Raw genomic sequence first — 23,883 nt, 5'->3', positions numbered from 1 at the left:
GTAAACTCATCGCTCGCAGAAGATTTCTCTTTCGCGCAACGCTCAATCCCCCCTTGGCTCTATCGAAATGACATAAATAAAAAAAGCGGATAGGTAATCAACCTATCCGCTAACAATTTAGAAAAAAACTAACACTTTACAAAAACATCTTTATCCTATTATAACACGTAACGCAATGTTATGCCTACTGTTCTTTGATCGCCAAGTACGCCTGCGTATTGGCCTGCATTGCCAGTAGCAGGCAGCAATTGCTCATAGTAGTTTTGATTGAATACGTTACGGCCCCAAACATAAGCTGAGATACCACGGGTGGCTCTGAAACCTAACCTCGCATTAACCAAAGTATAACCGGCAATATTTAAATAAGCCGATGGGGTTGGGCTTGAAGAAAAACGTGAACGGAAGTAATCATCTACACCAACAAAGAATTTTGAGTTGTCGCTGATGAATTTAGCATCGGTTGCAAACTCACCACCTGCTGATGTTGTCCATTTTGAAACGCCGGGAAGTTGTGATCCTGAAATATCTTTAAAAAAGACTTGCGTCCCCCCTACCGTTAAGCCTGTTTCCTCAAGCGGAAGCGGAGCATTGGTAAACTTAATATACTTAGCATCGGTGTAAGCACCCGAAACAAAGAACGAGAAGTTTCTGCCTGCCAGGTAGTTGGCATCAAATTCAAAGCCTTTAACATTCACTTTTTCGGCAGTAGCCAAATAACCGCGGTTTACACCCGGATCAGGCGATTGAACGTTGGTTTGATAGTCGCTGATATCAGAGTTATGGAACGTAATGTTGAAAGTCAGGTTCTCGGCCAGGTTGGTTTTAGCGCCAATTTCATAATGTTGTGTTTTCTCTGGTTTAATTACAGCCAGATCAAGCGCCGGAGCGCCGCTGATAACCGGCAAGCCTGCTACGTTAACACCCGATGGTTTGTAACTGGTTGAGTAAGTAGCAAACGCGTTAATGCGTTTGTTTGGGCGGTAAGATGCTGTAACCTGATAGGTAAAGTTTTTCTCATCAAAAGTAGTAGCATAAAATTGGCTGCTGTATAAAGCTGTCCTAAAGCCTAACAATGTAGGATCTGTTATAGCGATACCACCATCGGCTGTTCTATTGTAATAAACATCCTTTTTATCATAGTTGTAACGAACACCCGGAATAATATGGAACGCGTCGCCCAATGTCCAGTCAACGTTGGCAAATATTGCCGCAGATTGTGATTTGAGGGATGAGTTGGTTGTTATGCCGTAACCTTCAAACAGGCCAGGTGTTTGCCACAATGCTGTGTTGGTTGTGCTTTGTGCAAAACGCCATTGGGCAGCACCGGCTTCTTCCCTACCGTTAACTGTTACTTCCTGATTTAAATAATACACACCAATTACGCCGCTTAATTTATCGGCCAGATTGCCCGCGTAACGAACCTCTTCGGATATCTGGTGTTGTTTTGATGGGTTTTGTGATTTAGTTAACACCGGCAAACCTGTAAAGTCACGGTCGCTTGATGGTTTCCAATCCCAGTAGCGCCATGCGGTGGTGCTTGTAAGCGTACCCGAACCTATTTTAAAATCAGCATTCAATGTTATACCTCCCAATTGATTACCTGATCTCCACGGAGCATCCGAATCAATAACCCTGTCGAACGCGTTGGTTGATGGCAGTGTATAACCCAAACTGGTTATAATATTATTGAATTGGCGGTACCCGGCACGCAGCGTAGGCGCTACACCCGCAACAACTTGCGCATAACCATTAGGGTTTTGGTTGGATACATCGCCCGATAAGGTAACGGTTAATTTATCAGACGGCTGGAAGAGTAACTGGGCACGGCCACCAATATTATTGATATCGTTAACCGGCACCTGGGTTTTTGTGTTTTGAATTAAACCATCGCGCTGTGTTCCGGAGAAAGATAAGCGTAGCGCGAATGTTTTGCTTAACGGACCAGTAACAGAGGCTTTTGTTTGCAAATAACCGTAGTTACCAAAACTGCTTTCGAGCGATACGCCGGGTGTAAAGCTGGCTTTACGGGTGGTAATGTTAATTGCACCTGCGGAAGTGTTTTTACCAAACAATGTACCCTGCGGGCCACGTAATACTTCAATGTTTTCAACGTCGATAAAATCGAGGGTAGCGGCCGCCGGGCGGGCATAATATACACCATCTACATAAAAACCTACACCTGGATCCAAACCATCGTTAGTTAAACCAAACGGTGAACCAATACCACGAATGTTAATACCGGTGTTACGAGGGTTTGATGTATAAAGTTGTACCGATGGAATAAGCTCTTTGATACGGTTAACGTTAAACCCTCCGGTTTGATCGATCTGAGCACCACCTATTACCGAGATAGGAATAGGAACGTCCTGGGCTATTTCTTTACGTCTACGGGAAACAACTACAATTTCTTGTAACTGGCTGTCGTCTACCAATACGAATTCTGTTGGCGCAGTTTGCAGGTTTAAGATTTGAAAATCCTGAGGTTTAAAACCTACAGAGCTTATCCGGATATAAAATGGCGGTTGTACGGTAGCCTTCAACGAAAACTGACCGGCTTTATCGGTACTGGCACCTTGCTTTGTGCCTCGTATTATTACAGACGCACCGGGTAAAGTTTGGCCCTTACTATCTTTAACCGTCCCGGTTATAACGTTTTGGGCGAATGTGAAGCCCGCCGTGAGCAGGAATAGAACCAGCGTAGGCACAGCTATTTTAAGTGTTTTAGGAGAAAAATTCATGAAGGTTGTTATTAGTATGATTGATAAAGTGATTGAATTATTGATTTCGGATATCTGAATTTCGGATTTCCATTTCTGTGCTTTTTATCAGCAACAGCAGCATGCAGGTGAGCACTGCATTCGAGAGATAAGTAACATTGATTGACGATTAAACATATAAAGTCTATAGAATTAATAGACAAATATAATACGATTATGTTTTTACAACCAAATTTATTTTAAAATAAAATATAAATCACTCTATTATAGATATTTATAACAAATAGAAACATATCTAACACTAATATTCATTATAAAACAATTGTAAAATAAATATGTACATTTAGTCAATATTCGATTTATATGAAATTCAGTTCCTTATTGATTAGCCTGATTTTGCTTTATTTCAACGCGCCTGGCCAACGAATAGATAAAAATTATACCATTACATCATTCGAAGGAGTATCTCAAAAGGTAGAATTATCCGAAGCCGATCGCGGACGTACTATCATCATTAAAAGCGGCGCCAACCAAATTGCTATTTATGACTGTTATGGGGTTACAGAGGTACACCGTCTGAATGATAAATTTTTGGAGATTATTTACGAACAGCGCGGCGGATCAGGGTACACTCCATATAATGTATTGATATTATGCCTGAGCGATGGCAAATTGGTCACGGCAATGAATACTACTTATTCTGCGTGGACCGTAGGGGCAGACGCTGAAAGAAAATATAGTACCAAATTGCTACTGAAAGGGGGTGATAAAAAAGGATACAAACTATTAATAAGTATTAGTGATCGAGTAACAGGCAAAAGCCTAAAATGGGGCGGACCCTATAACAAGCACCAAACCGTAACATTAGCATTTGACCCTGTAATGCATTTATTTTACTCCGGGCATAAAAATCTTGACCAGATGTTCAAATTTTACGGTACCCCGAAACAAAGGCATATTAAAAGTGTCATTCCGTTTATTGATATCAATGGCGAAGTGAGTTATTTTATTGATGGATTATGGTATACATTAAGCCATGCTGATGACCCACCCGGACCTTACCAAATGAAAGGAGACTATCTAAATGCGGAGTTAACACGTATTAATTAGCCACAAAAAAAGCCGGTGATTAGCCGGCTTAATTGATTGAATATAGGTTTGATTTGTTGAGTGCTATTTTTAAAATACTTGTTCAAACATGTTAACGGCATCCTTGCTTTCGAGCGTGGTGTGGCCCATTAAAAACTCGTCTACTTTACGTGCACATTCGCGGCCTTCGGATATAGCCCATACTACCAGCGACTGGCCGCGGCGCATATCACCTGCTGTAAATATTTTGCTTACGTTGGTGCGGTAAACACCTTCGCGGGCTTTTACGTTCTTACGTTCGTCAAGCTCAACGCCTAATTGCTCCAGCATACCTACGTATTGCGGGTTTAAGAAACCCATTGCCAAAAATACGGCCTGGCAAGGTATTTCGCGCTCAGAACCTTCTACCTCGTGGAATTTTACGGGGCGGTTCATTACGTCAAGTTCCCAATTTACGTCGGTTACTTTTAAGGCGCGTAAGTTTCCGTTCTCATCACCCAAAAATTGTTTGGTATTGATACCCCAGTGGCGTTCAACACCTTCCTCGTGGCTGCTGGTAGTTTTTAGTACCATTGGATAGCTTGGCCAAGGCATATGCGCTGTACGCGTGGCAGGCGGTTGTACCATCACCTCAAACTGGCGAACTGATTTTGCACCCTGGCGGTTTGATGTACCTACGCAATCGCTGCCGGTATCGCCACCACCTATTACTACTACATCTTTGCCTGTAGCTAAAATATCTTCGGCGGTAACTTTAATATCGCTTACACGTTTATTTTGCTGCTTTAAAAAGTCCATCGCAAAATAAATACCTTTTAACTCACGGCCCTCTATAGGCAGGTTACGTGGTATGGTTGAGCCTCCGGCTAATACTACGGCATCAAAATTGCGCTGTAATTCTTCGGGAGCAATGTCTTTACCTATTTCAGTATTTAACTTGAATACGATACCATCATCTTCCATCAGCTTTACGCGACGCTCCACTACCCATTTTTCCAGTTTAAAATCGGGGATACCGTAGCGTAGTAAACCTCCTGGTTTATCATCACGCTCAAAAACGGTTACCAAGTGACCTGCCTTTGCCAATTGCGCGGCAGCAGCCAACCCAGATGGACCAGAACCTACAACGGCAACCTTTTTACCTGTTTTAACTAATGGCGCGGTTGGTTTAACCAGGTTTTTTTGGTACGCTATTTCGATAATGTGTTTCTCAATTTCTTCGATAGCTACCGGCGGTTTGTTAATGCCTAACACACAAGCGCTTTCGCAAGGTGCGGGGCATATCCTACCTGTAAACTCAGGAAAGTTATTGGTTGACGACAGAATGGTATAAGCCTCATCCCAATCTTTACGATACACGGCATCGTTAAATTCGGGGATGATGTTACCCAGCGGGCAGCCTGAATGGCAGAAAGGTACACCGCAATTCATGCAGCGGGCCGATTGCTCGTTCAGCTTTTCGTCGGTATACAGGCTTTCAAACTCTTTGTAGTTTTTAACACGCTCCTGCGGAGCTATCTTATGTGGAAGCTCTCTTCCAAATTCTTTAAATCCAGTTGGTTTTCCCATTGTATTAGTTACTGATGGTTTGATATTGTGCCTGTTGCAAAACGCGTTTGTACTCTTTAGGGAATACTTTTACAAATTTAAGTAGCGACTCTTCCCAATTTTCTAACAACTCTTTAGCTACTGTACTGCCTGTAATTTGAACGTGCTTGCGCAGCAATGTAACAACCTCTTCTTTATCCCGTGCCGATAGCGGATCAAGATCAACCATTTCGGTATTACAGTTTTCGGTAAAGGTATTTTCCGGATCATAAACCCAGGCTATACCGCCGCTCATACCCGCGGCAAAGTTGCGGCCCGTTGCTCCTATAATTAACGCGCGGCCACCCGTCATGTATTCACAACCGTGATCTCCAACACCTTCAACTACTGCTGTGGCACCAGAGTTACGCACCGCGAAACGTTCACCTGCCATACCGCGAACAAATAACTCGCCGGATGTGGCACCATAAAGGGCTACGTTACCGATGATGATATTTTCTTCGGGAACAAAGGTTGCTTCTTTAGATGGGTAGATGGCTAATTGCGCGCCTGATAAACCTTTACCTACGTAATCGTTGGCCTCACCTTCTAATTCAAAGGCTAAACCCTTGGTTGAGAAAGCACCGAAACTTTGTCCGGCTGAACCTGAGAATTTGTAGTTGATGGTATTCTCGGGCAAACCGGCAGAACCGTAGCGTTTTGAGATCTCGTTTGATAACAGGGTACCAATGGTACGATCGGTGTTTTTCACATCGAATGAGGCGAATACCGGGCTTTGATCTTCGAGCGCGGCTTTTGCTGTTTCGAGCAATTTCCAGTCGATGATATCGGCCATGCCGTGATCTTGTTGTTCGCTGTTATACAGGGTTACGCCTTTAGGGTTGTAAACCGGGTGAAGTATGCCGCTCAGGTCGATCTTTTTAGATTTCCAGTGTTTCAATCCTTCTTTTACTTTCAGGAACTGAACACGGCCCACCATTTCGTTAATGGTACGGAAACCTAATTCGGCCATGATCTCGCGCATCTCTTCGGCTAAAAAGCGGAACAGGTTTACGATATGATCGGCATTACCTGTAAACAGTTTACGCAATTCAGGGTCTTGTGTGGCAACACCTACCGGGCAGGTATTTAAATGACACTTACGCATCATGATACAACCGCCTACAACCAGGGCCGCAGTGGCAACTCCCCACTCTTCGGCACCCATTAAACAAGCTATAGCTAAATCACGGCCTGTTTTCATTTGTCCGTCGGCTTGTAATACTACACGGCTGCGTAGTTTGTTGCGTACCAATGTTTGGTGAGCTTCGGCAAGGCCTAACTCCCACGGTAAACCAGCATGTTTGATAGAGCTTATTGGCGATGCACCTGTACCGCCATCATATCCGGCAATCAGGATCACATCGGCGTGAGCTTTGGCAACACCCGCTGCTATGGTACCTACACCTGCTTTTGATACCAACTTAACGTTGATACGTGCGGCACGGTTGGCATTTTTTAAATCAAATATCAGCTGGGCTAAATCCTCGATAGAATAAATATCGTGGTGTGGTGGTGGCGATATTAAGCCTACACCCGGTGTGGCGTGGCGTGTTTTGGCAATCCAGTCGTCAACTTTGTGACCCGGTAGCTGGCCGCCTTCGCCTGGTTTTGCACCCTGTGCCATTTTAATTTGAAGTTCGTCGGCATTGGTCAAATAGTTTGACGTTACTCCAAAACGGGCTGAGGCGATCTGTTTGATAGCCGAGCGCATAGAATCGCCGTTAGGTAAACGCTCGTAACGCATTTCGTCTTCACCACCTTCGCCGGTATTACTTTTAGCGCCGATGCGGTTCATGGCGATAGCTAATGTACTGTGCGCCTCGTGCGAAATTGAACCGAAAGACATGGCACCTGTAGCGAAACGCTTCATGATAGACTCTGATGATTCAACTTCGTCTATACTGATCGACTCGCGGTGATGGGCAAAATCCAGCAATCCACGTATGGTGAAATGCTTTTCGGTTTGCTCATTAACCACTTTGGCGTAGTTTTTATACACGCCATAATCGTTGGTACGGGTGGCGTGTTGCAATAAATGGATGGTTGTTGGGTTAAACAAGTGAGCCTCTCCCCTGCGTTTCCACTGGTAAATACCACCTTCGGGCAGAATGTGCTTTTTGTCTTTAGTTTCGCCGAAACCTATTTTGTGTTTACATAAAGCTTCGCGGGCAATTTCGTCGGCACCTAAGCCACCTATCCGGGTAACGGCACCTACAAAGTAGCGATCGACAACGGATTTGTTTAAACCTAATATTTCAAACTGTTGTGAGCCATGGTATGATTGTAAAGTTGAGATACCCATTTTACTGAAGATCTTCAACAAACCATCGCTAACAGATTTGATGTAATTTTTTGATAATGTTTTAGTATCCAAACTGGCATCTATCTTACCATCTGCTTTAAGCGAATCAATAGTTGCTAAAGCTAAGTACGGGTTAATAGCGCTTGCGCCGAATGCCAACAAACAGGCAAAATGGTGAACTTCCCAAATATCGCCGGCCTCAACAACCAAGCCTACCGAACCACGCATACCCTTTTTTATTAAGTGGTGATGCACGGCAGATACGGCCATTAATGATGGAATTGGCGCGTGCTCAGAATCAACAGCACGATCTTGCAGGATCAATACTTCGAAACCATCGTCAACAGCATCTTCGGCGTAACGGCATAGGCGGGCTATACCTTTTTCTAATGAGCCTGGCTGGCCATCGGCTTTGAAATAGGTTTGCAGCGTTTTAGCGTGGAACAAGCCGGTATCAATACTGCGGAGCTTTTCGAGTTCGTAGTTATTTAAGATAGGTTGTTTTAGCGTTACGCAATGGCAATGCATTTTATCCTCGTCCAGCAAATTACCGTTGTTGCCGATGAAGGTAGCCAAACTCATTACCAAACGCTCACGGATAGGATCTATAGGCGGGTTGGTAACCTGGGCAAAAAATTGTTTAAAGTAGCTTGATAAGTGCTGAGGCTTATCAGACAAAATAGCCAAAGGTACATCGGTACCCATTGAGCCGATAGGTTCTTTACCATCAACCGCCATGGGCATAATGATGGTTTCGATATCCTCGCGAGAGTAACCAAATACCTGCTGGTAGCGGAATATCGCATCGGAAGATAAATTGGAGAACGATACACGCGGCTCCGGCAACTCTTCTAACCTGATCTTATAGTTTTCTAACCAACGGCCGTATGGCTGTTTCGAGGTTATTTTTCTTTTGATCTCGTCATCGGTAATGATCTTACCTTGCTCGGTATCAACCAGGAACATTTTACCGGGTTGTAAACGACCTTTGCGCAATATGTCCTTTTCGTGCAGACTGGCCAGAACACCCGCTTCTGAACCTGCAATAACGCGGCCATCTTTGGTGATCGCGTAGCGCAGCGGACGCAAGCCGTTACGATCTAACAGCGCTCCAATCAGTTTACCATCAGTAAAGGAAATAGCCGCGGGGCCATCCCAGGGCTCCATTAAGGTAGCGTGATATTCGTAGAATGCTTTTTTGATAGGATCCATACGCTCATCGCCATCCCATGCTTCGGGAACCAGCATCATCATTACGTGTGGTAATGAGCGGCCAGAGTGAAGCAAGATCTCGATGATGTTATCCAGACAAGCGGAATCGGACTGGTTGTTATCGATAACCGGTAACAGCATATCCATTTCTTCTTGTGTGAAGTATGGTGACACGTATGATTTCAGGCCTGAGTAAAACCAGTTCAAATTCCCGGTAAGGGTATTGATCTCGCCGTTGTGGGCTATCATGCGGAATGGCTGGGCCAAACGCCATGATGGGAAGGTATTGGTTGAAAAACGTGAGTGGATCATACCAAAACCCGATGCCATACGCGGATCGGAAAGATCGGTAAAGTACTGGCGAACCTGATAAGTGGTTAGCTGGCCTTTAAATATAATGGTTTTGCAGGATAGCGAGGTGAAGTAAAAATGCTCAACCGCGTCCTTTAAGGTTTCGTTTACTGTTTTGGTGATGAAACGGCGCAATACATATAGCTTGCGTTCAAAATCATCATCGTTAGTAATGTGGTGCGGGCGGGCGATGAATAGTTGTTCAACATCCGGCTCGGCCTGACGGGCGGTTTCGCCTATGCCTGAGCTATCAACAGGCACCTTGCGGTAGCCTAAGTTAATGAGGCCTAATTTTTCGACTGAGGCTTGAATAATGGTACGGCACGCTTTTTTAACTACGGAATCTTTAGGGAAAAACACCATACCAACGCCATACTCTCCCGGCTCGGGAAGGCTAATTTCGAGGCTGGCGCATTCTTCCATAAAAAATTCGTGGGGCAGTTGTATTAAAATACCTGCTCCATCCCCGCTAAGGGGATCGCAACCGCACGCGCCGCGGTGTTCCATGTTCTCAAGAATGGTAAGGGCATCAATAATAATCTGGTTAGATTTATGACCGTTAATATTGGTTATAAACCCCGTACCGCAAGAGTCGTGTTCAAATTCGGGGCGATATAAGCCCTGTTGGTGAGAATCGGTTTGTTCCATAACTTACTAAGCCTTTATTAAAAAGGGGTGTAATAACGAAGTTAAGCAATCAGAATAAATTATAAAAGGATTAAAGATTTTTTAGATATACACAAAAATCAGCTTTAATAACGAATGTTAATTATAAATATATCAATATATAATCGATTTCATTATCAAAATAAAAATATCGCCCACAAAAAATTTCTATGTTTGCATAATACAAAGCCTATAAAACCAATAGAATTTATATCAATAATGCTTAAAAGTGTTAAAGTATGATTAAAATCATGTTAAATGTGTGGTTTTATCGAAAACATAAGGCATTTTAAATTGTATTAGTGTTGAGTTGAGCACTTTACGCGAATAATCAGCAAAATATGTTGTAAATTGATCCAATCACTACAAATTTTAATTTATAAGCGATGAAAATAGGCATTATTGGCGCAGGTAAAATTGGCTCGACGGTTGCTAAACTGTTTATCAAGGCGGGGCATCAGGTGGCTATCAGTAATTCGCGCGGGCCGGAATCACTGAAGGGCCTGGTTAAACAATTGGGCGATAACGCGATTGCGATGAGCGTTAATGATGCGGCGGTTTTTGGCGATATGGTTTTGCTGGCCATACCCTGGATAAAACCCGAAGCCCTGCCCAGCCCAAAACACCTCAAAAATAAAATTGTGATTGACGCGATGAACCCCTATAAAGCCGATGGTGGTGTGGTTGATATGGGTGACAACACATCGAGCGAGGAAACGGCCAGGCGTTTACCTGGTAGCATTATTGTTAAGGCTTTTAATACCATACATTTTACGCATTTAGCTAACGGCGCCAAAAGGGAACTACCTTTACAGGAGCGCAGGGCCATTTTTTACGCGGGTGATGACGCGGCGGCCAAGGCTAAAGTTTCGAGATTGATTGAAGAGATTGGTTTTGGCGGGATTGATACGGGAAGTTTACACGAGGGCGGTAGGTTACAGGAACCTGATCAGGAATTGTATAATAAGGAGATGAGTTGCGGAGAAGCGTTGGAGAAATTGAGGAGGTGAGGAAGTTGGGAAGTCTGAGAAAGCTCCAAAATTGTCATTTCGAGCGAGGTACGAGAGAGAAATCTTCTTCGCGCTATAGGTAAACTGTAGACATATCTTAAGCAGAAGATTTCTCCTATCGTCGAAATGACATAGCTTTTATGCATGATTTTTTGTATTTTTACGTGAAGGGATCGTGATTAGGAAAATGAAAAAAAGTCTTTTTTAAAATCCCCCCTTAATCCCCCCACCGCGTTAGCGATTGTAGTGGAAAGCCCGGACGAAGGAGGACTTGGAACGGAAAGCGCGGGCCGAAGGTAACGCCCACCTTGAATAATGAATACTGAATTTCGAATTATAAAAACGCCCACATTTACCCATGACCTTTAAAAAAACAAGTTTATTAATTTTAAGCTTAACACTATCATTCAGCACGTTAGCACAGAGCTTAAAGGTGGCGGTGGCGGCTAATTTGCAATCGGTTATTAAGGTTTTGGGGGCTGATTTTAAGAGCAAGACGGGTATTGTGGTTGAGTCAATTATTGGGTCGTCGGGCAATTTGGTAGCTCAAATTAAGAATGGTGCACCCTTTGATGTATTCCTTTCGGCGGATATGGGTTTCGCGGAAATATTGTTTGACGATGGCTTCGCGACTGATAAGCCCGCGGTTTATGCCACAGGTACTTTAATTGTTTGCAGTACCGAAAATATTGATGTAAAAAACTGGGAAAGCCTTATTTTAAGCAGTACAGTAAAAAAGGTGGCCATTGCCAATACTTTAACCGCCCCATACGGGCAAGCGGCCCAGCAAGCTTTAACCAAATTGGGTTTAGTGAGCAAAATAAGCGCTAAAATGGTTAACGCCGAAAGCATAACACAGGTTAACACTTATATATTTAATGATGTGGTTTCGGTTGGGTTTACCAGCCAATCGTTTGTGCATGATTTGGCACAGCGTAAAAAACTGTACTGGAGCAAAGTTGACCCTAAATTGTATGACCCGATTGAACAAGGCATGGTTATTTTGAAACACGCTAAAGATAATACTGCCGTTGCAGCAGATAAATTTTATAAATACCTGCTATCTTCATCCGCGAAAGCTATATTTAAAAAGTATGGCTACCAAACTAAGTAGATGAACGTTAAAATCACTCTTCGCTAATGGACTGGGGGCCTATTTGGTTAACATTAAGGCTTGCCGGTATCACCACTGCCATACTGCTTGTGTTTGGCTTGCCGTTGGCTTATTGGCTATCGCGGGGGCGCGGGTTGGTTAAAATCGTTATTGAGGCTATTATTACTATGCCGCTGGTTTTGCCACCATCGGTATTGGGGTTTTATTTGTTGCTGGCTTTTAGTCCGCAACGTGGCTTGGGCCGATGGCTGTCGGATCAGTTTGATGTGCAGTTCGTGTTCTCGTTCCCCGGATTGGTTTTGGCATCGGTTATTTATAGTATGCCATTTATGATAGGACCTATTAAATCGGCTTTGCAGGGTTTGCCTTTATCGCTCTCGCAGGCATCATATACGCTCGGGAAAAGTAAGATGGAAACCTTCCGGAAGGTGCTTTTGCCTAACATCCGGGCATCGCTGTTAACAGCTATTGTACTCACGTTTGCGCATACCCTGGGCGAGTTTGGTGTAGTGCTGATGATAGGCGGGAACATTCCGGGTAGTACACGGGTGGCTTCGATAGCTATTTATGACGCCGTGGAGAGTATGGATTATACGAGCGCCAATAATTACTCGCTGGTGCTGTTCGCGTTTACTTTTGTTATTGTGATGGCTGTATTTATTTTTAACCGGCATAAGGCCAAAAGTCCGTTAGAATGATAGCTATTGATATAGAGAAGAAGATGCGTACTTACGAGGGGCACACTATTTTGCGGATAAATACGCAAATAGCCGAGGGCAGCATCACTAAGGTTTATGGTGCATCGGGCTGTGGTAAAACTACGCTGCTTAAAATTATTGCCGGGTTGGTTATCCCCGAAAAGGGCAAGATAACGGTTAATGATGTGCTTTGGCAGGATACGAATGCAGGGTATAGTTTACCACCACAAAAAAGACAGGTTGGTTTTGTATTCCAAAACTATGCCCTTTTCCCTAACATGACGGCTTTGGAGCATTTGCAATATGCTACAGATGATAAGGTGTGGATTGACAGACTATTGCATTTTGGGCGGTTGGAAACATTAGTTAAGCATAAACCGGAGTACCTATCGGGAGGGCAGCAGCAGCGATTGGCTATTATACGGGCTTTGGCTATTAAGCCGAAGTTGTTGTTGATGGACGAACCGTTTTCGGCATTGGATATGGATATGCGCGGGGTTATTATTAGTGAGTTGAAAGGGTTAATTGTTGAGTTGGGATGTACTGCATTAATAGTGAGCCATGACTATAACGCAGAGGCCCCCCAACCCCCTAAAGGGGGAGCTTTTGAAAAGCATGGGGGCATTACATTTTCTTCTTTGGTTCCTCCTTTAGGGGGTTAGGGGGCTTATTTACTTGCTTACCATACCCATTTTCCTTAATAGTTTCCTGTTTTCGCGATAGTGGATGAGTTTGTAGAACATGCTGTAGATAACCGGTAGTATCAGCAAGGTTAGGATGGTTGATGTAACCAGGCCGCCTATTACTACTATGGCTAATGGTTTTTGAGTTTCGGAACCTATACCGGTTGACATGGCGGCGGGCATGAGGCCGATGGCGGCCATAAGGGCCGTCATTACTACCGGGCGAACGCGGGATATTACTCCGGTTAAAATAGCTTCGTCGAGGTGCTTGCCTTCTTCGAGGTTCTTTTTGAATACGGAGATGAGGATAACGCCATTCTGGATACATACGCCGAATAAGGCAATGAAACCGATACCTGCGGAGATGCTGAAATTGATACCTGTAATATGCAGGGCCAATATCCCTCCTATTAAAGCGAATGGTACATTGAGGATAACCAGGAAGGCATCTTTAACGTTGCCGAACATCATGAACAGGATAAGGAAGATAACCAATAGACAGATAGGCACTACGTGCGATAATGTTTTGGAAGCACGGATCTGGTTTTCAAACTCGCCGTTCCAGGTGAAAAAGTAGCCCTGATCCAGGTTTACGGCTTTGTTTACCTGTTGCTGTGCATCAGCAATGGTGCTACCCAGGTCACGCTCGCGTACTGAGAATTTTACAGCGATGTAGCGCGTATTGTTATCCCGATAGATAAATGCCGGGCCGGTGAGCTCTTTAATACTGGCAATTTCTTTAATGGCTATTTTGGAACCGTTTAAGGTTGGTACCATCAGGTTTTCTATCTTCTCTTGCGTATCGCGATACTGCCTTTGGTAACGTACGCGGATATCAAACTTGCGCTCACCTTCAAAAAGTTGGGTGGCGGCCTTACCGCCTATGGCCATTTCGATAACCGAATTGGCATCGGCAGTGCTTACGCCGTAAAGCGCCATTTTTTGCTGATCGAGCTCTATCCTAAACTCGGGCTGACCCAGGTTACGCAATACACCTAAATCTTCAATACCGCGAACGTGCTTTAATACGGCCATTACCTGATCGGCCTTTTTATCGAGCACATCAAAATCGGCACCGAATATTTTAACGGCCATTGAGGCGTTTACTCCCGCTACGGCTTCTTCCACGTTATCGCGGATAGGTTGCGAATAATTATATACGATGCCGGGGAGCTTTTTAAGCTGACCATCCATTTGATCGATCAATTCATCTTCGGTTAAACCGGCGCGCCATTCTTTTTTGTTTTTCAGGTCGACCTGGATCTGTACATCGAAGAAACCTTTGGGGTCGGTACCGTCGTTAGTACGACCAACCTGGGCGAGTGTTTGCTTTACCTCGGGGTATTTGGAGAGGATCTGCACCATTTTTTGGTTGATGCTTTCGGCTTGTTTGAGGGATACGCTCATCGGCAGTTCGGCTTCAACCCAAAGGGCGCCTTCGTTTAGGTCGGGTAAAAACTCGGTTCCTAAAAACTTCGCGGAAGCAAAGGTTAAGGCCATAAATATAAAGGCGATGAGCAGGCTTAATTTAGGATTGCGATAGGTGTATCCGAACATTTTGCGAATGCCGTTCTCGAAAAAGGAAACAACAACATTATGTTTCTCTCTTACATTTTTTTTGAGCAGAATACTTGACAAAGCAGGCACCAGTGTGAGCGTAAATATCAACGCGCCCAATAAAGCAAAACCTAAAGTATAAGCCAGTGGCGAAAACATTTTACCCTCCACTTTTTGGAACGCAAAAATAGGCACCAAACAGGTGATGATGATGAGCTTAGAGAAGAAAATAGCCTTCCCCATTTCGGCACCTACGTTTTTAAAGAGGCTGAGCTTGGCCAGCTTATTAAACTTATCCATACCAACCTCTTTGGCCCGATGATCGAGCGCGACGTAAATACCCTCCACCATCACCACGGCCCCATCTATGATGATACCAAAATCAACCGCCCCCATCGATAATAAATTGGCGCTCATGCCTTTGATATGCATACAAATAAAGGCGAAGAGCAGCGATAGCGGGATGATGATGGCTACGGTTATAGTTGTGCGCCAATCGGCCATGAAGAGGAATACGATAACTGTGACCAGGATGATTCCTTCGCACAGGTTATGGATCACGGTTTCGGTACAGTAATCCATCAGGTTGGTACGATCGTAAAAGGTATCGATCTTTACGCCTTTGGGGAGTACCGAGGTGTTGAGTTCTTTTACTTTGGCACGGATTCCATCTAATACCTCCGCCGGGTTTTCACCTTTGCGCATTACAATGATGCCTTCTATCACATCCTTCGCGGTATCGCGGCTAACCTGGCCTAATCGCGGCAAGCCACTTTCGTGGATATCGGCCACATCGCGGGTGAGGATGGGTACGTTATTTACGTTTTTGATGATGATGTTCTGCATCTCGGTGATGTTATTGATCACACCGATGCCGCGTACTACGTAAGCCTGATCGTTCTTTTCAATTACATCGCCACCTACGTTGATGTTGCTGCGACTCAGGGCGGTGTAAACATCCAGCGATGTTAGTCCATATTTTTGGAGTAAGGCCGGGTTTACGCTTACCTCGTAAGCTTTCTCTTCGCCGCCAAAGCTGTTTACATCGGCTACGCCGGGGATGGATTTGAACTGGCGATCCAGCACCCAATCCTGAATGGCGGTAAGCTCACGGATGGATTTGGTTTTGCTTTTAAGGGTATAGCGATAGATCTCGCCGGTTGGGCCATAGGGCGGTTCTATTTCTGGTTTTACGCCATCGGGTAAATCGGCATTGACTAACCGGCTTAGTACCTGCTGGCGCGCGAAAGCATCATCCACATCATCATCAAAAATAATGCGGACGTAGGATAAACCGAATGCAGAGGTGGTACGGAGATTAGCCTTTTTTTGTACCGAATTCAGCACCACTTCCATTGGTACGGTAATAAACTTCTCCACCTCCTCGGCACTGCGGCCAGGCCATTGGGCTATAATAATGATCTGGGTATTGGTTACATCGGGGAAGGTTTCTACCGTGGTATTGAGGTAGCTCCACACGCCTAAAACCGCCAGTACGCCCGTTAAAAAGAACACCAGGTAGCGGTGCCTTAACGAGAAGTATATGATGTTTTTAATGAGCTTATTCATAATGATCCTTTCGGGGACAAGAGTTTCTTATTGAAAATTGGTTTATAAAGCCTGCTATTCGTCAACCAAAGCATTATATAGCAGCAATTGATTTTTCGAGATCAATACCTCGCCCGGTTTTAAGCCCGATGCGATATAAGTGATACTATCAACCGTTTTAATTACCGATACTTCGCGCACTTCCAAATGGCATTTATCTTTATAAACCACCACGTAGTTTTTGCTGCTATCGAATATGACGGCGGCGGCGGGTATAGCTACTGATTGCTGCGCTTCGGTATTGCTGATGACCACGTTGGTGAACATTTGCGGCTTCAATAACATGTCGGTATTGGGCAGGGTGATCTTTACCTTCATTACCTTGCTATCCGGATCGAGCACCGAGCTTAGATCGTTAACCTTGCCTTTGAAAACCTTGCCAGGATAAGCCAGCGTGGTTATTTGCGCATCGTAGCCTTTTTTAACCTTGGATATATCCGATTCAAACACGTTGGCCCAGATCCAAACATCCTTCATATCCGAAATAGTGAACAGCGAAGCGGCGTTATCCGGACGGATAAAGCTACCCGGGTTGGCGGTGCGCTCAACAATGTAACCGCTGGTTGGGGCTTTTAATACATATTCGCCGGTGGCATTGGTACTGCCGTGGCCGTTGATGCTGATCTGCTGCTGAATTTTGCGGTCGGCGGCTACGGCTTTGTTGTAGTTCTCTTGCGCTTCGGTATAATCACGTTCGCTGGCTATGCCATTTTTGTAGAGGTATTCCGTTTGGGATAGCTGGCGTTTGGTGATGGCGATATCGGATTTGGCGGATGATAAGTCGGAATAGTTACCGGCTACATCGGCGCTTTTAATGGTGGCTAAGGTTTGGCCCGCGCTTACCCTATCGCCTAAGGATACTTTAACATCAACTACCTGTCCGCTTGAGAACGGGTAGATTTTCACCACATGGTTATCATCGAAAGAGACTTGTCCTGATAAGGCCAGCTCGTTTTTAATGGTCGACATTTTAACGGTATCCATCGTGATCATTTTAGCTAACGAGTCGGTAATACATACCTGTTTATTATCGGTATCGGCTGTTTTTTGCTCTTTGCAGGCAGCTAAAAATATGATTGCGGAGAGACTGACAATGGCTGCTTCTCTTTTCATTTGTTTATATTGAGATTATAAATTATTAAGGGTGAATTATGGTTGCGCCTACGCTGAAGTTCAAGTCGGCAATGGCTTTTTGCAGGTTGTATTGCTGACCGATGACCTTGAGCTTGGTATCTTTATAGGAATCAAAAAAATCGATAAACTCAACCAGGCTGATCTGCCGTTCTTTGTAAGCTTTGAACATGTTATCGAACAATTGATCGTACTGCTGATAAAAATCGATCTGGTTGGCTGATAGCATTTGCTGGCTTAATTTATATTGATTGATGGCCGATACCACATCGTTTTGTAACTGCAGCTCACTATTTTTATAGGTTGATTGCAGACTTTGGATAGTTGATTTGGCCGATTTGATATTGCCCTGGTTACGGTTGAAAAGCGGCAGTGGCAAACCAATGGTCAGGCCCCAATAGTTTGGCGCGTAGCTGCTGTTTTTATCGTACTCCACCCCTACGGTTACATCGGGAATGGCTTGTGCTTTTTGGAGGGCAAGTTTATGACCGGCCTGATCATACTGGTATTGCGCACTCAGGTAATCGCCACGGTTGGTTTTGGCGGCTTCTATCAGATTACTGGTATTTAAGTCAACATCAATTATGTTAACTTCAACTTTTGGTATGATGTAAACTGTTGGGTTGGTTGCCAATAAAGTTTTCAATTGACTTTGCAGATCATTTAACTGACGGTTGTTTTCGGTCAGATCATTCTCTAAGCTGTAGAGCAGGGCCTTTAAACGAATCACATCCTTCAGCGATGAATTACCTACACCGTAGGATTTACTTACGCCCGATATTAAGTTGTTAACCGAACTGATCTCGGTTGTATAAACTTTGCTTTGCTGGATTAGGTTAGCCAGTTGGGCAAAATCCAGTTGCAGGTTGTAGTGCAGGTTGCGCAGTAAATCGTTAAATTCGGCTTGCTGAATGCGGGCATCATCTTTGGCTACCTGGATCTCTTTGCCTCTCTTTCCGGCTGTTTTAAATAGCTGGGTTAGCTGGGCATAAATCTGCCCGTTGCCGTTGGAATGGTCGAAGAATTTACCGTTACCATCGTGAATGTTCTGATCGGTACTCAAGGTTGGGTTATCCCAGTATTTAGCCTGATCTGTTAAGGCCTTGGTTGCTTCTACATTATACTTTTGCGCAAGCAGGCTCAGGTTATTTTTAAGGAAGAGGTTTTCGGCCTCTTTAAAATCAATTCGCAAGGTATCGGTTTGGGCCTGGGTGCTTAACGCTGATCCTGTCAGGCATATTATTGCTACCACACTTATCCGGAGTATATTCATATCGTTTTTTGGAGAAATAACCATAAAGAGACGATCGGGATACACCAGTCACCAGTCTGGCATACCCGACCGATCTCTTATTCAACTTAAATTAATCAGGTATAATTTTATCGAATATTGCTTGTGGTTTTTGTTGGAACAAAGCTATGTTGAAATGCCTTTGAGGGCATTAAAAGGGCGTTAAAAAGGAGTTAAAACGGGATTAAAAAAGTTGGTGAGTGGGGAATGGTGAGTGGGGAGTTTTGGTAGGTGGAGACATACAATCCTCTCAAGAGGGAATTGCACTTGGCTTGCGCTTTGTTTATTGGCTACCCCTTTTCTATAGTATATTTATCGCGTGGAAAAACCCCTCCCTACACCCTCCCGTTGGGAGGGAATCGCACGAAGGCCATCACTTTTAGTTTAGGTGATTTATCTCAGTATTGATTATATCAGTGTAAACTGGATAGAAAATACTGTTCCTTTTTCCGGGGCGGGTTTTACGGTTAGTTTGCCGTTGTAGAGGGAGATGATGCTGCTGGCGATGTAGAGGCCCAAGCCATGGCCGGGGAATTGGGAGGTGCTTTTTGAGCGGTAGAATGGTTTGATTAGATTGGCGAGTTCTTCGGTGTTGATACCGAGGCCGCTATCTTCGGTATCGATGTTGATCTGTTTTCCGGTGGAGTTTAATACACATTTAACAGGTTGGTTGCCCGAGAATTTGAAGGCGTTTGATATGATGTTGTTTAGGGCTATGTACATTAAAGATTTGTTGCAGGTGATAATGAGTGATCTTTCATCATCGGCAATGTTGGCCATTTCGATAAATAACGAGTTGGGGGCCAGCTTTTCGTTCCAGTAGGCCCAAAGCTCCCAGAGTATTTCGTCTATGCGTACGGGGCTTAAGGTGGCGCGTGAAAAGTCCATATCAATTTCGGCGAGCTCCAGTAAGGCGGTTATGGTATGGTCGAGGCGTTCTGAATCAACCAATACGGAGCGCAGCACCCTTTGATATTCTTCGGCTTCGCGGGGTTTGCCAAGGGCTATTTCGGCTTCGCCGATGATGCTGGTTATGGGGGTGCGTAGCTCGTGCGAGGCATTGGCTACGAAGGTTTTTTGGAGTTCGAAGGCGTTTTCGAGATGCTCGAGCAGGTTGTTGAAATTGCGGGCCAGCTGGCTGATCTCGTCGTTACCTGTACCTTCGTCAACACGCATATTGAGGTTGTTGGCGCGGATGGTTTGCATACGGCTTATTACCTGGTTTATCGGCGAAAGCAAACGGCTGGCCACGCCCCTGCTTGCCAGAAAACAGAGGACAATAATGATCAGGAAGATGATGATCATAGTTTCGAGCAGGTTTTGCATGCGCTGATCGGTGGCGGAATCATGGGCAGAGGCCAGTACTACAAAATCGCCCTGGTTATCTTCAAAGAACAAGCCAACTACCTGCCTGTCGCCATTCATGTATTCGAGGTGACCGTTGTGGCGTACCCTTTCGACGGTTCTTTCGTCCCAGTGCGATGTTTTTTCGGGAATGAAGGTGGCTTTATTTTTCGAATCGTAAATGCGGATGATCTCGGTAGGCATCTTTTCGAGATATTTATCACGCACAACGGCTAAAGAATCCTGCGAAATCTCGTCGGCCTTGAGATAGAGTTGGGCTACTACGGTGGCCCTGTCTTTTAAGCGGTTAATAAACTCGGTACGCAAAATACCGAGGATGGTGAAATAAACCGACCCTATCCCCACCAGCAAAATAATGATACTGAGCGAGGTAAAATATAAGGAAAGGCGATCCTTTATTTTCATTATTATTTCATGATGTATCCCATGCCAATGGCGGTGTGAATAAGCTTACCATCAAAACCCTTTTCGACCTTGTTGCGCAAAAAGCTGATGTATACATCAATGGTGTTGGTACCGGTATCAAAGCCTATACCCCACACGCGTTCGGCAATGTATTGGCGACTTAGAATTTTGCCCTGATTGCGCAAAAAGAGCTCTAGCAGGGCGTATTCTTTAGCGGTAAGGGTTATGGTTTTGCCTGCACGCAAGGCTGTTTTACTGTCAGTATCCAATTCCAGATCGGCAAATTTAAGTACTTCGGTTTCGCTGCGTACGGCAGTTTGGCGGCGTAGCAGGGCTTCTATGCGGGCGAGTAATTCGTTAAAGTGGAAAGGTTTGACCAGGTAATCGTCGGCACCTGCTTTTAACCCGGCAACTTTATCATCAACAGCGCCCAGGGCGGTTAACATGAGTATGGGAACCTGGGGGTTGGTGGCACGCACTTTTTTGCAAACTTCGATACCACTTATAAGGGGTAGCATTACATCAAGGATGAGCAGATCGTAATTGTTGTTTTCTATCAGCTCTATGCCGCGGGCGCCGTCGGTAGCTACGTTAACCAGGTATTCGTTCTCTTCGAGGCCGGCTTTGATAAAGGCGGATACTTTATGCTCATCTTCTACAAGGCAAATGCGATTCATTGTTTCGGGATTATTTTACAAATATGGCATTATTGTTCATCAGGCAAATAGTAATACGTGTACGTAACACAATTTTCACGTAAGGGGGAGTTAAAAGTTTGATGCTTAAAGCATCGTAATTGGCAAATAAAACCTAAATTTGTATTTGACCTTAAATTATTAGCCATATGAAATTTAGTTTATTGTTGGTTGCATGCGTTTTAATAAGCACTTTAAGCTTCGCGCAAAGCAAAATTACGCCGGCCGCGCCGGGAGTTACTTACGGAAAAACGGTTACGGCAGATAAAGCTATAGCGGTGCCTGTATTGGCGACTACATTGAGTAAAGATTCGGTTTATACCGGTAAAATTAGCGGCGAAGTTGTTGAGGTTTGCACCAAAAAGGGTTGCTTTATGAAACTGAAACAAGCCAATGGCAGCCCGATAATGGTTCAATTTACTGATTATGCTTACTTTATGCCGCAAAACATTGTGGGTAAAAACGTGGTTGTTGAGGGGGTTGCTAAGGTGAGCGAAACATCGGTTGCGCAACTGCGCCACTACGCCGCCGACGCGGGTAAAACTAAAGACGAGATCACGAGCATTGTTGCGCCTAAAAAGGATATCAAAATTATGGCCGACGGGGTTTTGGTTGTTCAGTAATTAGATTTTTTTCCAGTATATATAAGAATTGTGTAAAGCATTGTAATGAAAGATATTTTAGGGCAAGCTTTACACGATCTTTATTTTCAGAATAACCCGGATACCCTTTGGATACATAACCACTATGGCCCCAAAGAAGAAATGCCTGTTGAGACCTTTTACAGGACGCCGGATGAAATGCCCGAATTAGAATTGATTGCCCTGAAAGAATGCCGCGGCAAGGTGCTTGATATTGGCGCCGGAGCCGGTAGCCATGCATTGTATTTACAACAACTAGGCTTTGATGTAACCGCGCTGGATATATCGGGCATGGGGGTTAAGGTAATGAAAGACCGGGGGGTGTTTGATGCTGTTGAGGTTGATATTTTCGCTTATCGCGAAAGTAAATATGATACGCTGCTACTATTGATGAACGGCATTGGCCTTGCCGGAAGCCTGGATAATTTGAGGAACCTCTTATCTCATTTTAAAACCTTATTAAAGCCGGGAGGACAGCTGTTGTTTGATTCATCAGACATTGCTTATCTGTATGAGGACGACATCCCGGAAGGTGATCAATACTATGGCGAGTTGAGCTATCAGTATGAATATAAGGACCAAAAAACTGACTGGTTTAATTGGTTATACATTGATCAACAAACTTTAACTAATATGGCTACCAAAGAAGGCTGGATTGTTGAAATACTGTTTGAGGATGAATATGACCAGTATTTAGTAAGGCTAACTTTTAGTTAATTTACTCCCTGTTGTTTTGATTTTTGAAGGCCTTGGCGTTGGTAATCTCCAATCGTTTAGTATTCCCGTTATTTAATACTGTTTGCAAGCTGTAGTTACTTAAACCGGTTTGCGAAATTGTATTTAAGCCCCTTGCAGTGTATAGCGCGCAGAGCGGTTCAAAAAACTCACCGTTGTTGTAAGCATAATAATTATAGCCAGAGTCTGTTGTTTGGATATCGACCAATTGTTTTAACGTCGGATAATCCATATCGATCATATCGCAAGCTAAAATAAGCAGATCATTGTTAGGATAGCTGGCATGTACACTTAATATCCCATTGAGCGGGCCGGGGATATCCATTGCATCTGTGACCAGATCAGTGGCGTTAAAAATGGAAGAATAGGTTGCGGTTTGGGTTGGGTTGATAGAAACCACAACGGGGATATTGAACTGTTTAAGTTTATTGAATATGAGTTGCGCCCAGGTTGCATCGCCCTGTTTGATGAGACCCTTATCGGTGCCCATCCGTTGGCTTTGGCCGCCGCACATTACTACACCCAACAATTTTTCCATTACTGTGTTATTGATATTGAATTGGCTAATTTAGCTATTTATTCGGCACATAAATATTATAGGATGAAAATACGGATCGGGAATAATTCATTACGCTACAGGTTAACACGTACCGAGGTGGAACGCTTTGCCAGCGAGGGGATAGCAAAAGAAACTGTGCAAATTGGCGATGAACAACTTACCTATATTTTGGAGCGGGTGCTATGCGATGAGTTGGCGGTTAGTTTTAAGAATAACATCATCCAACTATCTGTACCTGAACATTTGGCAAATGAATGGACCAATACTGAGCGTGTTGGCTTTGACAACAAGGATAGCAGCGGCTTGTATTTACTGGTGGAGAAGGATTTTAAATGTTTGGATAATGTAACGGAAGACCAGAGTGATAATTATGAAAATCCGTTAGCCAATAAGAAATAGTTAATGCCTTTTTGAGGTATTTTTTGTATATTTATGTATTAGCGGAGTGATTGCTGATGTTCTTT

The 23,883-nt window shown here is 44.2% G+C and carries 17 protein-coding genes; 8 read left to right on the top strand and 9 right to left on the bottom strand.

Features of this window, described 5'->3' with window-relative positions; all coding sequences use genetic code 11:
- Positions 1-158: 158 nt before the first annotated feature.
- Complete coding sequence (locus ABIN91_RS23335) at positions 159-2,738, bottom strand: TonB-dependent receptor (RefSeq protein WP_348054034.1); 2,580 nt, start codon at positions 2,736-2,738, stop codon at positions 159-161.
- Between the two features lie 342 nt (positions 2,739-3,080).
- Between ABIN91_RS23335 and ABIN91_RS23330 the strand changes: the two genes are divergently transcribed.
- Entirely contained in the window at positions 3,081-3,827 is a 747-nt protein-coding gene (locus ABIN91_RS23330) for a hypothetical protein (protein ID WP_348054033.1), read from the top strand.
- Positions 3,828-3,896: 69 nt separating this feature from the next.
- Here the strand turns inward: ABIN91_RS23330 and ABIN91_RS23325 are convergent, their stop codons facing one another.
- Together ABIN91_RS23325 and gltB are read right to left on the bottom strand one after the other, a co-directional pair.
- Positions 3,897-5,375, bottom strand: a complete 1,479-nt coding sequence (locus tag ABIN91_RS23325; RefSeq protein WP_348054032.1) for a glutamate synthase subunit beta — start codon at positions 5,373-5,375, stop codon at positions 3,897-3,899.
- 4 nt (positions 5,376-5,379) lie between these two features.
- Positions 5,380-9,909 (bottom strand): glutamate synthase large subunit, encoded by a 4,530-nt coding sequence (gltB, locus tag ABIN91_RS23320; protein WP_348054031.1) that lies wholly within the window; start codon positions 9,907-9,909, stop codon positions 5,380-5,382.
- Positions 9,910-10,313: 404 nt separating this feature from the next.
- Here gltB and ABIN91_RS23315 point away from each other — a divergent pair, with 404 nt between their 5' ends.
- The 4 genes from ABIN91_RS23315 to ABIN91_RS23300 all read left to right on the top strand — a co-directional run bounded on the left by ABIN91_RS23315 (position 10,314) and on the right by ABIN91_RS23300 (position 13,411).
- A complete protein-coding gene (locus tag ABIN91_RS23315; RefSeq protein ID WP_348054030.1) occupies positions 10,314-10,937 on the top strand; it encodes an NAD(P)-binding domain-containing protein in 624 nt (207 codons plus the stop codon).
- A 358-nt stretch (positions 10,938-11,295) separates the two neighbouring features.
- The gene (modA, locus tag ABIN91_RS23310) at positions 11,296-12,051 is read left to right on the top strand and encodes a molybdate ABC transporter substrate-binding protein (RefSeq protein ID WP_348054029.1); all 756 of its coding nucleotides are present in this window, start codon (positions 11,296-11,298) and stop codon (positions 12,049-12,051) included.
- 26 nt (positions 12,052-12,077) lie between these two features.
- Positions 12,078-12,749, top strand: a complete 672-nt coding sequence (modB, locus tag ABIN91_RS23305) for a molybdate ABC transporter permease subunit (protein ID WP_348054028.1) — start codon at positions 12,078-12,080, stop codon at positions 12,747-12,749.
- Positions 12,746-13,411 carry an ATP-binding cassette domain-containing protein gene (locus ABIN91_RS23300; RefSeq protein WP_348054027.1) on the top strand — a complete coding sequence of 222 codons (666 nt, stop codon included), beginning with the start codon at positions 12,746-12,748 and terminating at the stop codon, positions 13,409-13,411. The genes modB and ABIN91_RS23300 overlap by 4 nt, the downstream gene beginning before the upstream one ends.
- A gap of 9 nt (positions 13,412-13,420) precedes the next feature.
- Here the strand turns inward: ABIN91_RS23300 and ABIN91_RS23295 are convergent, their stop codons facing one another.
- The 5 genes from ABIN91_RS23295 to ABIN91_RS23275 form a co-directional block, all read right to left on the bottom strand.
- Positions 13,421-16,558 (bottom strand): CusA/CzcA family heavy metal efflux RND transporter, encoded by a 3,138-nt coding sequence (locus ABIN91_RS23295; protein ID WP_348054026.1) that lies wholly within the window; start codon positions 16,556-16,558, stop codon positions 13,421-13,423.
- 54 nt (positions 16,559-16,612) lie between these two features.
- Positions 16,613-17,710, bottom strand: coding sequence for an efflux RND transporter periplasmic adaptor subunit (locus ABIN91_RS23290; RefSeq protein ID WP_348054025.1), 1,098 nt, complete (start codon positions 17,708-17,710; stop codon positions 16,613-16,615).
- A 25-nt stretch (positions 17,711-17,735) separates the two neighbouring features.
- On the bottom strand, positions 17,736-19,001 hold the full coding sequence (locus ABIN91_RS23285) for a TolC family protein (protein ID WP_348054024.1): 1,266 nt from the start codon (positions 18,999-19,001) through the stop codon (positions 17,736-17,738).
- Between the two features lie 426 nt (positions 19,002-19,427).
- The gene (locus ABIN91_RS23280) at positions 19,428-20,789 is read right to left on the bottom strand and encodes an ATP-binding protein (protein WP_348054023.1); all 1,362 of its coding nucleotides are present in this window, start codon (positions 20,787-20,789) and stop codon (positions 19,428-19,430) included.
- 2 nt (positions 20,790-20,791) lie between these two features.
- Complete coding sequence (locus tag ABIN91_RS23275; protein ID WP_348054022.1) at positions 20,792-21,466, bottom strand: response regulator transcription factor; 675 nt, start codon at positions 21,464-21,466, stop codon at positions 20,792-20,794.
- Positions 21,467-21,633: 167 nt separating this feature from the next.
- On the opposite strand from ABIN91_RS23275, the gene ABIN91_RS23270 reads away from it, so the two are divergent.
- Positions 21,634-22,107, top strand: coding sequence for a DUF4920 domain-containing protein (locus ABIN91_RS23270; protein ID WP_348054021.1), 474 nt, complete (start codon positions 21,634-21,636; stop codon positions 22,105-22,107).
- Positions 22,108-22,152: 45 nt separating this feature from the next.
- The gene (locus ABIN91_RS23265; RefSeq protein WP_348054020.1) at positions 22,153-22,842 is read left to right on the top strand and encodes a class I SAM-dependent methyltransferase; all 690 of its coding nucleotides are present in this window, start codon (positions 22,153-22,155) and stop codon (positions 22,840-22,842) included.
- Between the two features lies 1 nt (position 22,843).
- Here ABIN91_RS23265 and ABIN91_RS23260 read toward each other — a convergent pair whose 3' ends face one another.
- The gene (locus ABIN91_RS23260) at positions 22,844-23,398 is read right to left on the bottom strand and encodes a molybdenum cofactor guanylyltransferase (RefSeq protein WP_348054019.1); all 555 of its coding nucleotides are present in this window, start codon (positions 23,396-23,398) and stop codon (positions 22,844-22,846) included.
- A gap of 63 nt (positions 23,399-23,461) precedes the next feature.
- Here ABIN91_RS23260 and ABIN91_RS23255 point away from each other — a divergent pair, with 63 nt between their 5' ends.
- The gene (locus tag ABIN91_RS23255) at positions 23,462-23,818 is read left to right on the top strand and encodes a hypothetical protein (RefSeq protein WP_348054018.1); all 357 of its coding nucleotides are present in this window, start codon (positions 23,462-23,464) and stop codon (positions 23,816-23,818) included.
- Positions 23,819-23,883 lie beyond the last annotated feature (65 nt).

The sequence above is a fragment of the Mucilaginibacter sp. genome, assembly GCF_039921305.1.
In the GTDB taxonomy this organism is placed as follows: Bacteria; Bacteroidota; Bacteroidia; order Sphingobacteriales; family Sphingobacteriaceae; genus Mucilaginibacter.
This window is presented reverse-complemented; position numbering and strand designations above follow the sequence as displayed.